Annotated in this window: 14 protein-coding genes; 8 read left to right on the top strand and 6 right to left on the bottom strand. The window is 71.0% G+C overall.

Annotated elements, in window-relative coordinates:
* Positions 1-8 precede the first annotated feature (8 nt).
* Positions 9-674 carry an LON peptidase substrate-binding domain-containing protein gene (locus KG111_RS10740; RefSeq protein WP_205291814.1) on the bottom strand — a complete coding sequence of 222 codons (666 nt, stop codon included), beginning with the start codon at positions 672-674 and terminating at the stop codon, positions 9-11.
* 99 nt (positions 675-773) lie between these two features.
* On the opposite strand from KG111_RS10740, the gene hisD reads away from it, so the two are divergent.
* From hisD to KG111_RS10705, 7 genes are all read left to right on the top strand, one after another.
* Complete coding sequence (gene hisD, locus KG111_RS10735) at positions 774-2,102, top strand: histidinol dehydrogenase (RefSeq protein WP_205291956.1); 1,329 nt, start codon at positions 774-776, stop codon at positions 2,100-2,102.
* Entirely contained in the window at positions 2,099-3,193 is a 1,095-nt protein-coding gene (locus KG111_RS10730; RefSeq protein WP_205291815.1) for a histidinol-phosphate transaminase, read from the top strand. The genes hisD and KG111_RS10730 overlap by 4 nt, the downstream gene beginning before the upstream one ends.
* Positions 3,190-3,798 carry an imidazoleglycerol-phosphate dehydratase HisB gene (gene hisB / locus KG111_RS10725; RefSeq protein WP_205291816.1) on the top strand — a complete coding sequence of 203 codons (609 nt, stop codon included), beginning with the start codon at positions 3,190-3,192 and terminating at the stop codon, positions 3,796-3,798. Before KG111_RS10730 ends, hisB begins: the two co-directional genes overlap by 4 nt.
* Before the next feature lie 3 nt (positions 3,799-3,801).
* Positions 3,802-4,464 carry an imidazole glycerol phosphate synthase subunit HisH gene (gene hisH, locus KG111_RS10720; protein WP_205291817.1) on the top strand — a complete coding sequence of 221 codons (663 nt, stop codon included), beginning with the start codon at positions 3,802-3,804 and terminating at the stop codon, positions 4,462-4,464.
* On the top strand, positions 4,461-5,198 hold the full coding sequence (gene priA, locus KG111_RS10715) for a bifunctional 1-(5-phosphoribosyl)-5-((5-phosphoribosylamino)methylideneamino)imidazole-4-carboxamide isomerase/phosphoribosylanthranilate isomerase PriA (RefSeq protein WP_205291818.1): 738 nt from the start codon (positions 4,461-4,463) through the stop codon (positions 5,196-5,198). Before hisH ends, priA begins: the two co-directional genes overlap by 4 nt.
* The gene (gene hisF, locus KG111_RS10710) at positions 5,195-5,971 is read left to right on the top strand and encodes an imidazole glycerol phosphate synthase subunit HisF (RefSeq protein WP_205291819.1); all 777 of its coding nucleotides are present in this window, start codon (positions 5,195-5,197) and stop codon (positions 5,969-5,971) included. The genes priA and hisF overlap by 4 nt, the downstream gene beginning before the upstream one ends.
* Before the next feature lie 444 nt (positions 5,972-6,415).
* A complete protein-coding gene (locus KG111_RS10705) occupies positions 6,416-6,748 on the top strand; it encodes a hypothetical protein (RefSeq protein WP_205291820.1) in 333 nt (110 codons plus the stop codon).
* Positions 6,749-6,755: 7 nt separating this feature from the next.
* Here KG111_RS10705 and KG111_RS10700 read toward each other — a convergent pair whose 3' ends face one another.
* From KG111_RS10700 to KG111_RS10680, 5 genes are all read right to left on the bottom strand, one after another.
* A complete protein-coding gene (locus KG111_RS10700) occupies positions 6,756-7,247 on the bottom strand; it encodes a PKD domain-containing protein (RefSeq protein ID WP_205291821.1) in 492 nt (163 codons plus the stop codon).
* Positions 7,248-7,519: 272 nt separating this feature from the next.
* Positions 7,520-8,113, bottom strand: a complete 594-nt coding sequence (locus KG111_RS10695; protein WP_205291822.1) for a DUF6318 family protein — start codon at positions 8,111-8,113, stop codon at positions 7,520-7,522.
* Between the two features lie 133 nt (positions 8,114-8,246).
* Complete coding sequence (locus KG111_RS10690) at positions 8,247-9,029, bottom strand: PKD domain-containing protein (RefSeq protein ID WP_205291823.1); 783 nt, start codon at positions 9,027-9,029, stop codon at positions 8,247-8,249.
* Positions 9,029-9,619, bottom strand: a complete 591-nt coding sequence (locus KG111_RS10685; protein ID WP_205291824.1) for a DUF6318 family protein — start codon at positions 9,617-9,619, stop codon at positions 9,029-9,031. The genes KG111_RS10690 and KG111_RS10685 overlap by 1 nt, the downstream gene beginning before the upstream one ends.
* A gap of 115 nt (positions 9,620-9,734) precedes the next feature.
* The gene (locus KG111_RS10680; RefSeq protein WP_205291825.1) at positions 9,735-11,183 is read right to left on the bottom strand and encodes a 13E12 repeat family protein; all 1,449 of its coding nucleotides are present in this window, start codon (positions 11,181-11,183) and stop codon (positions 9,735-9,737) included.
* A gap of 110 nt (positions 11,184-11,293) precedes the next feature.
* Here KG111_RS10680 and KG111_RS10675 point away from each other — a divergent pair, with 110 nt between their 5' ends.
* Positions 11,294-11,899, top strand: a complete 606-nt coding sequence (locus tag KG111_RS10675) for a DUF6318 family protein (RefSeq protein ID WP_205291826.1) — start codon at positions 11,294-11,296, stop codon at positions 11,897-11,899.
* The last annotated feature ends 117 nt before the right edge of the window (positions 11,900-12,016 follow it).

The raw sequence follows: 12,016 nt of genomic DNA, 5'->3' as shown, positions 1-12,016 counted from the left end.
GCCCGGGCTCAGTTCGGCGACCAGCGGGTGCGGGCGACCTCCGTGGCGGGCAGGGAGGGCAGCACGTTCATCATCCGCAGCTCGGCGCGGAGCAGGGCGGTGATCAGCAGGAGCCGCTCGGTGGTGTCCGTGGCCTCGAGCAGGCCCTGACGCTCGGCCAGTGGCAGTGGCACGGAGGCGGCGATGGTCCACGACAGGTAGGTGGGGTCCTCGGGCAGCGGGCCCGGCAGCGGGTCGCCGGCGATGTCGTCGAGCACGTAGCGGTAGGCGGCGAAGACGGCCCGCGCCTCCTCGGCGACGCTGGCGGGCACCTCGTGGTGCGGCTCCGGGACCGCGGTGACCTCCCCGACGGGGAAGGAGTCGGTGCGGCGCAGCCGGTCCAGCTGGATCCGGTCGCGGACCACCGCGAGCACGTCGAAGGTGCCGTCGGCGTGCGCCTCGACATCGGTCAGCTGCAGCCGCACCCCGACGCGGAACAGCGACTGGGCGCCGTGGTCGCCGACCTCGTAGCCCTCGCGGATCGCCACGGAGCCGAAGAGGCGCTCGGTCGGGTCGTCGATGCGCAGCAGGTGGTGCACGAGCGCCCGGTAGCGGTCCTCGAAGACCCGCAACGGCAGGCTGACCCCCGGGTAGAGGACCGCGTTGAGCGGGAACATCGGCAGTTCGTCGGCCACGGGATCGACCCTACTGTGACGCCCGCTGTGCCGGAGCGTCCGCGGCGGACGGCCGTGGCAGGGACGGGGCGTCGTGCGCCGTAGAATCGGGCCATGTCCCTGATCCGTCGCATCGACCTGCGCGAGGCCGACCCCGGCGTCGACTACCGGTCCGCCGTGCCCCGCGCCGACTTCGACATCGAGGCGGCGGTGCCGGCGGTGCATGCGATCTGTGAGCAGGTCCGCACCGGCGGCCGGGACGCGGTCGTGGAGCTGGGGGAGCGCTTCGACGGCGTGCGCGTCGACGACGTCCGGGTGGCGCCCGAGGCGATCACCGTGGCGCTGGAGCAGCTCGACCCCGACGTCCGCGCCGGCCTGGAGGAGTCCATCCGCCGGCTGCGCGCCACCTGCGCCAACGAGCTGGAGACCGACGCGGTCACCGACCTGGGCCCCGGCGCCCGGGTCACCCACCGCAAGGTGCCGGTGGGTCGGGTCGGGCTCTACGTGCCCGGCGGCCTGGCGCCGCTGGTCTCCAGCGTGCTGATGAACACCGTGCCCGCCCAGACCGCCGGGGTGGGCTCGATCGCCCTGGCCAGCCCGCCGCAGAAGGAGTTCGGCGGCTCGGTGCACCCGACGATCCTCGCCGCGTGCGCGCTGCTGGGCGTCGAGGAGGTGTACGCCGTCGGCGGCGCCCAGGCGATCGCGATGTTCGCCTACGGCCTGCCCGCCGACGCCGAGCACCCCGCCGTGGACCGCGTCGACCTGGTCACCGGCCCGGGCAACATCTGGGTGGTCACCGCGAAGCGGATCCTCAAGGGCCAGGTCGGCATCGACTCCGAGGCCGGGCCCACCGAGATCGCGATCCTCGCCGACGACACCGCCGAGGCGGCCTACGTCGCCGCCGACCTGATCAGCCAGGCCGAGCACGACCCCCTGGCCGCCGCCGTGCTCGTCACCACCTCCGAGCGGCTCGCCGCGCAGGTCGAGGACGAGCTGGAGACCCAGGTCGCCGCCACCAAGCACAGCGAGCGGATCACCACCTCCCTCGGAGGCAAGCAGTCGGGCATCGTGCTGGTGCGCGACCTCGAGCAGGGCCTCGCCGTGGTCGACGCCTACGCCGCCGAGCACCTGGAGATCCACACCGAGGACGCCGCGGGCTGGGCCGCGCGGGTGCGCAACGCCGGCGCGATCTTCGTCGGCCCGCACGCCCCGGTCAGCCTCGGCGACTACTGCGCCGGCTCCAACCACGTGCTGCCCACCGCGGGCTGCGCCTGCCACTCCTCGGGGCTCTCGGTGCGCGCGTTCACCAAGTCGGTCCACGTCGTGGAGTACTCCGCCGAGGGGCTCGCCGAGGTCGCCGACCACGTCGTCACCCTCGCCGAGGCCGAGGACCTGCCCGGCCACGGCGCCGCCATCACGGTGCGCACGCGGGCGGAGCAGACCCGGTGACCTTCCCCCCTCTGCGTGAGGAGCTGCGGGGCATCGAGCCCTACGGCGCGCCCCAGCTGGACGTGCCGGTGCAGCTCAACGTCAACGAGAACCCCTACGGGCCCTCCGCGGCGTGCATCGCCGACATCGCCGAGTCCGCCGCGCAGGCGGCCGCGACGCTGAACCGGTACCCGGACCGGGAGTTCGTCGCGCTGCGCGAGCAGCTGGCGTCGTACCTGTCCAAGGACACGCCGGCGGGGATCGTGCCCGAGCAGGTGTGGGCCGCGAACGGCTCCAACGAGGTCATGCTGCAGCTGCTGCAGGCCTTCGGCGGGCCCGGGCGCACCGCGGTCAGCTTCGCGCCGACGTACTCGATGTACCCGGAGTACGCCCGCGACACCAACACCCGTTGGGTCGCCGGGCACCGGGCCGAGGACTTCTCCCTCGACCTCGACGCCGCGCGCGACCTGGTCAAGACGGAGCGCCCGAGCGTGGTGCTGCTGCCCAGCCCGAACAACCCCACAGGCACCGCGCTGCCGCCCGAGGCGGTCGCGGTGCTCTGCGAGGCCACCGGGGAGGACGGGGTCGTCGTCGTCGACGAGGCGTACGGCGAGTTCCGGCGCACCGGCGTGCCCAGCGCGCTGGAGCTGCTGGCGACGTACCGCAACCTGGTCGTCACCCGGACCATGAGCAAGGCGTTCGCCGGTGCCGGGCTGCGGCTGGGCTACCTGGCCGCGGACCCGGCGATCTGCGACGCGATCCGGGTGGTGCGGCTGCCCTACCACCTGTCCGCGGTCACCCAGGCCGTCGCGCTGGCCGCGCTGCGCCACGCCGACGAGCTGCTCGGCAAGGTCGACGAGCTGCGCGCCGAGCGGGACGCGCTCGTGGACTGGCTGCGCGCGCAGCAGTACGACGTCGCCGACTCGGATGCCAATTTCGTGTTGTTCGGGCGATTCGCGGACCGTCATGCTGTCTGGCAGGGTCTGCTGGAGCGCGGCGTGCTGATCCGCGAGACCGGACCGGACGGCTGGCTGCGCGTCTCGGTCGGCACCCCCGACGAGATGGCCGCGTTCCGCGCGGCCCTGACCGATGTGAACGGAGAACGAGCATGAGCCGCACCGCCCGCGTGGAGCGCGCCACCAGCGAGTCCAAGGTCGTCGTCGAGGTCGACCTCGACGGCTCCGGGCGCCACGACATCTCCACCGGTGTCGGGTTCTACGACCACATGCTCACCGCGCTGGCCCGGCACGCGCTGCTCGACCTGACCGTGCGCACGGAGGGCGACGTGCACATCGACGCCCACCACACCGTCGAGGACACCGCGATCGCGCTCGGCCAGGCGCTGCGCCAGGCGTTGGGGGACAAGAAGGGCATCCGCCGCTTCGGCGACGCCACCGTCCCGCTCGACGAGGCGCTCGTGCACGCCGTCGTCGACGTCTCCGGGCGCCCCTACTGCGTGCACACCGGCGAGCCCGAGGGGCAGCAGTACGTGCAGCTCGGCGGCTCCGGGGTGTCGTACCTGGGTTCGCTGACCCAGCACGTCTTCGAGTCCATCGCCTTCCACGGCCACTTCGCGCTGCACGTGCGGGTGCTGGCCGGCCGCGAGCCGCACCACATCGTGGAGACCCAGTTCAAGGCGTTCGCCCGCGCGCTGCGCGACGCGGTGGCGATCGACCCCCGCGAGACCGGGATCCCGTCCACGAAGGGTGCTCTGTAGGCAGTGGCAGACCGCAAGCCGTCCGTCGTCGTCCTCGACTACGGGTCCGGCAACCTGCGCTCCGCCGTGCGCGCGGTCGAGCGCGCCGGCGCCGACGTGACGCTCACCGGCGACCTCGACACCGCGATGGAGGCCGACGGGCTGCTGGTGCCCGGTGTCGGTGCCTTCGACGCCTGCATGCGCGGCCTGCGCGAGATCCGCGGCGAGCGCATCATCGCCCGCCGTCTCTCCGGCGGTCGTCCCGTGCTCGGCATCTGCGTGGGCATGCAGATCCTGTTCTCCCGCGGCATCGAGCACGGCGTCGAGACCGACGGCTGCGGCGAGTGGCCCGGTGTCGTCGAGCGCCTGCAGGCGCCGATCGTGCCGCACATGGGCTGGAACACCGTGCAGGTGCCCGAGGGCACCCGGCTGTTCGCGGGGCTGGAGGACGAGCGCTTCTACTTCGTGCACTCCTACGGCGTGCGCGAGTGGAGCCTGGTCACCAACGACCGGACCCCCGAGGCCTACCAGCCGCTGGTCACCTGGGCCGAGCACGGCCCCGAGGGCCAGGCCGACCGATTCGTCGCGGCCGTGGAGAACGGACCGCTCACCGCCACGCAGTTCCACCCGGAGAAGTCGGGGGACGCGGGCGCACAACTGCTGAGGAACTGGGTGACATCGCTGTGAGCTCGTATCTGGAACTGCTTCCCGCCGTCGACATCAAGGGCGGCCAGGCCGTCCAGCTGGTGCAGGGCATCGACGGCTCGGAGAAGCGGTTCGGCGACCCGATCGAGGCGGCACTGCGCTGGCAGGAGGCCGGCGCCGAGTGGCTGCACCTGGTGGACCTCGACGCCGCGTTCGGGCACGGGGAGAACCGTGAGCTCCAGGCCGAGATCGTCGGCCGGCTCGACATCAAGGTCGAGATGAGCGGTGGCATCCGCGACGACGAGTCGCTGGAGGCCGCGATGGCGACCGGCTGCCGCCGGGTCAACATCGGCACCGCCGCGCTGGAGCAGCCGGAGTGGTGCGCCAAGGCGATCGCGACGTACGGCGACCGCGTGGCCGTCGGCCTCGACGTGCGCGGCCGCACCCTGGCCGCGCGCGGCTGGACCAAGGACGGCGGCGACCTCTACGAGACGCTGGCCCGCCTCGACTCCGAGGGCTGTGCGCGCTACGTCGTCACCGACGTGAACAAGGACGGCATGCTGCAGGGCCCCAACCTGCAGCTGCTCAAGGACGTCTGCGCCGCCACCGACCGCCCGGTCGTCGCCTCCGGCGGCGTCACCACGCTCGACGACATCCGCGCGCTGATGGACCTGGTGCCGCTCGGTGTCGAGGGCGCGATCGCGGGCACCGCGCTCTACACCGGCCAGTTCACGCTGACCGACGCCCTGGCGCTGACCAAGGGCGGGCTCGTATGACCCTGGCCGTCCGGGTCATCCCGTGTCTGGACGTGGACGCGGGCCGGGTGGTCAAGGGAGTGAACTTCCTCGAGCTGCGTGACGCCGGCGACCCCGTCGAGCTCGCCAAGCTGTACGACGCCGAGGGCGCCGACGAGCTCACCTTCCTCGACATCTCCGCCTCCCACCAGGGCCGCTCGACGACGATGGAGATCGTCTCCGCGACCGCGGAGCAGGTCTTCATCCCGCTGACGGTCGGCGGCGGCATCTCCTCGGTCGAGGACGTGGATCGGCTGCTGCGCGCCGGCGCCGACAAGATCGCGGTGAACACCGCCGCGATCAAGCGGCCCGAGCTGATCTCCGAGATCGCACACCGCTACGGCAGCCAGGTGCTGGTGCTCTCTGTCGACGCCCGCCGGGTCGCGGCGGATGCGGACAAGGTCGGCGAGTCCGGCTTCGAGGTCACCACGCACGGCGGGCGCCGCTCGGCCGGCATCGACGCCGTGGAGTGGGCGGCGCGCGCCGCCGAGCTCGGGGCCGGGGAGATCCTGCTCAACGCGATGGACGCCGACGGCACCACCGACGGCTTCGACCTGGAGCTGATCCGCAAGGTCCGCGCCGAGGTCGCCATCCCGGTGATCGCCAGCGGCGGAGCCGGCGCGGTCGAGCACTTCGCTCCGGCGGTCGACGCCGGCGCGGACGCCGTGCTCGCGGCCACCGTGTTCCACTTCGGCACCCTGCGCATCGGCGACGTCAAGACCGCGCTCGCGCAGGCGGGGCACCCCGTCCGCTGACCTGCCGGGCTGTCGGATTGCTGGCGTGCCGGGCCATGACCGGCCGGCGCACTAGAACGGGCTGGCGCCGTAGGACCCGAGGTCGCCGAGGCGCTGGCCCGGTGAGGCCGGTCCTGGGGCAGGTTCTGTGGCAGGTTCTGTGGCGGGGCCGCGGGACGGTGCTCGGTGCTCGGCCGGGGGAGCCGCGTCGGCGGAGCACCCGCCGAGGGTGAGCGCGGTCGCGGCGGCGAGGGTCGTGCCGAGGAGTCCGAGACGGATTCCGATGGTGTCCATGGGGGTTCCTTCCTCCGGGTGCCTCCACCCTCCGGGGCTGCGGGTGCGTCGGCAACCGGGCCCACGCCCGCCTGTGGACAACCTCCTCGACGGTTCGACTCGTCCACAACCGGCGGTCGCGGGTCTTGCCCATTGGTGTGCCGTGGGGGTCGGCGGGGGAGGGTGAGCGGCATGTCGTACCTGAACTACGAACCCGCCGGTGAGGGCGAGGTCGCGTCTGCTCCCGATCCCGGACCGTGGCGGGTGGCGGTCGAGTACTCCAACGGCGGCAACGCGAAGCCGCCCACCGTGATCGACATCGGCACCACGCAGTACGACGTGCGCGCCGAGGCACTGGCCGCAGCGCGCCAGACCGCTTTCGAGCACGTCCCGCCCGACCCGTGGTCCATCCAGGGACGTCAGGTGTTCCGCGACGGGCCGGGCGGCTTCCTGGTGGTCCTCCAAGGCGCGACCACCACGTTCCACATGAGTGTGCGACTCCTGTCGCCGCTCGAGGCCCCCTGAGCCGAGATCAGTACCCCATGAGCGTGGGGGAGGCCTCGATCGCCTCGAGCTCGTGGGTCGCGCCGGTGATCGTGACGGTACCGGGGATGCTCCGCCAGGCTCCGGTCCCGACCCGGAACCGTCCGGTGTAGGTGGTGTCGAGGCTCGCACGGTAGATGCCGGCGCGCTGGTAGCTGTGGGTGACCGTGAGGTCCGGGTACGCCGCGCCGGGGTCCGTGGTGGTCAGCGGCTTGCCGTCGCCGAAGTTCCAGCGGAACCGGCTGGGCGTGGCCTCGATCGTGACCTGCTGGCCGAGCAGGGTGACGGTGCGGCTCAGGGGTGCGGTGCTGGTGGTGAAGAAGTTGGTGTCGAAGTTGACCAGCGTGGTCCCGTCCGGTGGCTGGATCACGAGGTCGCCTGCGGGCAGGTCGAGGCGGGTGAACGCGCGCTGCACGTCGGCCAGGGTGAGTGCCGGGGTCGCGGCCTCGGCCTCGACGGGCGGGCAGAAGGTGGTCTCCACAAACTGCCCCGCGAGCTGGTCGGCAGCCTGGCACGCACTTGTTCCGAGAACCATCGCCGCGCGATCCGGCGAGCTGGGACGATGAGGTTCGACGGTCACCTCTTCGTCACGTCCAGGGCTTGGGGCCTGCGGTACTCGTTTGACCTTCTGGATCCAGAAGCCTTCGCCGTCACTGCCACCAACGGGATCGTCGGCGTGCGCGATCGAGGCTGCGGTACCTACGGAGAGGGATGCCACGAGTCCAACAGCGGCCATGCGATGCCACAGTCGAGTCACTTGATCTCCATCACCTGGAGCTGCCACTCGCCCTCGGACCACAGTGTCGCGACCACCACCTCGTTAGTGCTGCTCTTCAAACGCTGCACATCCCCGTCGCCGTTGACGATCTGTTGGGGCGCGTTGGTCACTGACAGGAGAGCTTCGAATGCGTCAATGTCGTTCTTGCTCGCGACCAGTCGGTTGATCTTGATGCTGTCGATCGAGTACTGCCCGCCCACGGTGTAACCGCCCTCGCGGTAGAGGGCCTCGATGCCGGTTATGCCCGTGCTGCAACCCTCGCACGTGTGGCTGGAAGCCTGTCGAAGCGCGGTGACGTCGCCCGATTCTTGGGCGTAGTTGATGAGGTCCCAGTAGTGCTCGATGAACGCTCGGGCGCCATTCTTTGTGGGCCGGTCGGCCGCGGCGGGCAATTCTGGCTCTGCCGGCGTGCTCCTCGCCGGGGTGGACGACGCCGGCACCGTCGGCGAGGACGTCGAGGTGGAGGGGCGAGGCGACGACTCCTTGCCGTCGGCGTCGCTGCATCCAGCGAGCGCACAGGCGAGCAGGGCGGCGGTGAGTGCGAGTCCGGGAGCGCGGAGCATACGCATGGGTCCCTCCGAGGGTGCTGCGCCCAGGACCAGGACGCCCCGGCAACGTAACCCGGTGGCGCCGTCTGCCGCCATGGGCCGTCGTGGGCTGTGGACAAAACGGGCCGGTCGCCGTGCGGGTCGCGGACGGGTGTCAGTAGCCCATCAGGGTGGGTGTGGCCTCGATTGCCGTCAGCTCTTGTGCGGTGCCGGTGATCGTGACGGTGCTGGGGATCTCCTGCCAGGCGCCGCCGCCGACGCGGAAGCGGCCGGTGTAGGTGGTGTCGAGGCTGACTTGGTAGGTGCCGGTGCGCTCGTAGTTGTGGGTGACGGTGAGGTCCGGGTATGCCGCCCCGGGGTCCGTGGTGGTCAGCGGCTCGCCGTCGCCGAAGTTCCAACGGAACCGGCTGGGCGTGGCCTCGATCGTGACCTGCTGCCCGAGCAGCGTGACCGTGCGGGTGAGCGGGGCCGTGCTGGTCGTGAAGAAATTGGTGTCGAAGTTGACCAGCGTGGTCCCGTCGGGTGGCTGGATCACGAGATCGCCTGCCGGTAGGTCGAGGCGGGTAAACGCGCGCTGTACGTCGGCTGCGGTGAGGGTGTCGCCTGGTGTTTCTGCCGTCTCGGGCTCGCAGATGCTCGCTTCGACGAGCTGTCCGCTGACCTGGTCGGCGGCCTGGCAGGCGCCGGACCCCAAGACAATGGCTGGCCGGTTCGGCGACGCTGGGACAGCGGGAGAGACTTCCGGGCGTTGTTGAGCTGGGAGCCCGACCCCTTCCTGCGACTGGGACTCCTGCTTGTGCGTCGTGACCCAGATCCCGTCGTCATCCGCACCACCGAAGGGCGGGTCTGCAGCAGCCGGTTGAAGGACGGTCGCAGCGTGCAGAGCCACTCCCGCAAACGCCACGCCAAACAGGCATGTGTGGCGCAGGTAGCTCATCACTGGAGCTCCATGATCTCGAGGCTCCATCTGCTTTCGGCCCACAGGCTCACGACCACATACCGGTTGGTCGACGACTTGAGGTCTTGGACTGAGCCGTCGCTGTTCACGATGTGTTGAGGCTGGTTGGTCACGGAGATGAGCGCTTCGAACGCGTTGAGGGCCCGCTTTTCGGGTGCGAGCTTGTTGATCTTGACGAGCGTGACTTTGTACTGGCCGCCGGTCGCGTATCCATTGTTGTCGTAGAGCGATTCGATGCCGGCAATGCCGGTCTTGCAGCCCTCGCACTGTGCGCCGGACGCATTCCGCAAGGCTGTCACTTCGCCCGTCTCCTGCGCGTAGTTGATCAGGTCCCAGTAGTAGGCGATGAAGGCGCGCGCTCCGGCCTTTGTGGGTTCCTTCGCTTCGGCAGGCAGCGTGGGTTCGACGGGCGTGCCGGCTGCTTCGGTCGCCGACGCCGACGGCGACGGCGACGCCGAGACGGTGGGGCGCGGTGCCGGTTCGTCACCGTCGGCGTCGCTGCATCCAGCGAACGCACAGGCGAGGAGGGCGGCGGTGAGTGCGAGTCCGGGAGCGCGGAGCATACGCATGGGTCCCTCCGAGGGTGCTGCGCCCAGGACCAGGACGCTCCAGCAACGTAACCCGGTCGTGCCGTCTAACGCCATGGGTCCGTCGTCGGCTGTGGAAGGCACGGCTCGCGCCGCCTCAGGCCGCCTGGAGGTCCAGCACTGGTTCGAAGCGCTGCGGATGCAGCTCACCGAGGAGCGAGCGGTCGCTGCTGGCGAGTCCTTCCACGACGGTCGTGCCGTACCGGGTCACGACCCGAGTCAGCCCGTGCCGGGTCTCCCAGCGGTAGGCACCGGGAGCCAGTTGACGCACCCGGTGTCCGGCGTGGGTCTTCGCGCGATGGTGTCGACGGGTGAGGGGCGCGTCGTTGTGGTCGCCGGTCTGCCCGGGAGGCCCGTTCTCGTCGTACGGCGTGGGGTGGTCGTGGTCGAGACGACGGCTCCGCGAGCCGCTGTGCGGGAACACGTCACCGCCGGTGCGGAGCATCGTGCGCTCCTTGCAAGCGGTCGGGTGCTCGTAGGAGTCGACGGCCGCTCCGGCGTTGAGGTCGATCACCGGCTTGACCACGACGTTGCGGTGCCGCAGGAGCTCGGCGACCTGCTCCAGCAGCAGAGGGCCGATGCCCTCGACCCGGGCCACGCCGTCTGCCTGACCGGCAAGCACGGCGGCGCTGATGTGCACCGCCAGGTCGGCGGTTCGGCCGGGGCGGGGAGCGTTCTGTGCGGGGGACGGCGGGGGAGTCTCGGTATCGGCGACCTCCGCGCCGCCCGTCGCCGGCGAAGGGCCGTCGAGGAATCGGACCGCGGCGTGCGGATCAGCGAGCAGCTCGACGGCGCGGGCGCGCCACTGACCCATGGTCAGCACGTCGTCCTCGTCGGCCGGGACGTGCTGATCGGCCATGGCTCGAGCGAGGTCGTCGACGCTGGTCGTGAACTCGACGGCGCCGGCGAGCGGCAGCCGGAGGGTGATCGGCTGCACGCTGGGCTGGGCGTCCACCTCCGTGACGGACTGGCCGGGGCGCCGGCGCCGCATCCACACGCCGGTGTTGGCCTCGTCGGCGGCGATGCGGGCGCGGTGCGTGTCGGGGTCGGCCTCGATCACCTTGGCCTCGGCCAGCTCGATGAGGCGGCCGGGCATCAGGTCGGCGCCGGCGGCGGTGGCGACGTCCACGATCTCCACGGCAGTGCGGGAGAGCTTGCGGGAGAGGGTGGCGATCTTGCGGGCGACCCAGACCTCGACGCGCAGGTCCTGGACCGCGGCCCACAGGCGGGGGAGTCGGTGGCGCAGGTCGAGCGCGTCCCCTGCCCGGTTCATGGTCGCGATGACCCCGGCATGGCTGGCAACGGCGAACTCCGCGAAGCACAGGTCGGAGACCTCCGGCGTGCCGGGACCGCCGACGCGGACGAGACGGTCGCCGCCGTACGCGATCGGGACCGCGCCGGGCTGGGTCTGCGGGTCGACCGAGTGCGCGTCACACCACGCCAGCAGGCGCAGGAGCTTGTCGACCTCCAGACGCCGCGCCTCGAGCACGCCCGCCTCTTCGGCAGCCAGCAGCGCCCCGAGGTCGAGGTCGGCGAACAGTTCCATGGACCGATTATATTCGAACAAAGATTCGAAGGCAATAGCTTGATGGCTCCATTCACCCGCGTCCGCCCGCCCCGTGGTGTTGGTCCACAACCCTCGTCCGGACGGTGGCGATGTCGGCGCCGTTCGGGTTAGCGTCGAGCATCCCGCTCCTGGTCCCGGAGCGGCTGCTGCTCTCGGAGGACCGCATGAAGCCCAGGTACGGCGTCGCCGCAATGGTGCTGTCTGTAGCTCTGGGTGCGGCCGGCTGTGGGGGCGACGAGCCGAAGCGCATCGGCACTGCCGAAACCTCCTCGGTGGGCGCCTCCTCCAGCACGGCCACGACCAGCGCGGCGCCGCAAATGACTGCGGAGGAAACCGTCGAAGCGTGGTTCGACGCGCGATCAGACCTCCTGCGAACCGGGGATCCCCGTCCCTTGAGGTCGCTAGCGGCGCCGGACTGCGAAACCTGCGAATGGCAGATCCAACCCGTGGTCGATGTGCACCAGGCCGGTGGGGGGTTCCAGGGCGGCGCGTGGTCCTCCGCCTCGGTCAAGAAGACGAAGGAGAATGCGGACTCGGCGGTGGTGCTCGCAGCGGTGGTGGTCGCCGAAGGCACGACCACGCCGAGTGGCGGAGCAGAGGAGCAGCGCTACGACGAAGAGCGGTTCATCCTGGAAATCACTCTCACGAAGATCGACGGGGCCTGGCGCGTCTCCAAGCTGGTGACGTTGCGGTGATCAGGGCAGTGCCTGCCATGGGACTCTGCCTCGTAGCGCTCATCATTGTTCCTGCGGCCCCGCCGGCTAGCGCGGCGTGCAAGGAGACGGTGCGCACCACGATGGTCAACGGAGTTG

This window comes from Nocardioides faecalis (assembly GCF_018388425.1).
Classification (GTDB): domain Bacteria; phylum Actinomycetota; class Actinomycetes; order Propionibacteriales; family Nocardioidaceae; genus Nocardioides; species Nocardioides faecalis.
This window is presented reverse-complemented; position numbering and strand designations above follow the sequence as displayed.

Coding starts and splice junctions, on each gene's coding strand:
- hisB (WP_205291816.1), top strand. CDS start 3,190: ATGAGCCGCACCGCCCGCGTGGAGCGCGCCACCAGCGAGTCCAAGGTC.
- hisF (WP_205291819.1), top strand. CDS start 5,195: ATGACCCTGGCCGTCCGGGTCATCCCGTGTCTGGACGTGGACGCGGGC.
- KG111_RS10680 (WP_205291825.1), bottom strand. CDS start 11,183: ATGGAACTGTTCGCCGACCTCGACCTCGGGGCGCTGCTGGCTGCCGAA.
- KG111_RS10675 (WP_205291826.1), top strand. CDS start 11,294: ATGTCGGCGCCGTTCGGGTTAGCGTCGAGCATCCCGCTCCTGGTCCCG.
- KG111_RS10685 (WP_205291824.1), bottom strand. CDS start 9,619: ATGCGTATGCTCCGCGCTCCCGGACTCGCACTCACCGCCGCCCTCCTC.
- KG111_RS10695 (WP_205291822.1), bottom strand. CDS start 8,113: ATGCGTATGCTCCGCGCTCCCGGACTCGCACTCACCGCCGCCCTGCTC.
- KG111_RS10690 (WP_205291823.1), bottom strand. CDS start 9,029: ATGAGCTACCTGCGCCACACATGCCTGTTTGGCGTGGCGTTTGCGGGA.
- KG111_RS10705 (WP_205291820.1), top strand. CDS start 6,416: ATGTCGTACCTGAACTACGAACCCGCCGGTGAGGGCGAGGTCGCGTCT.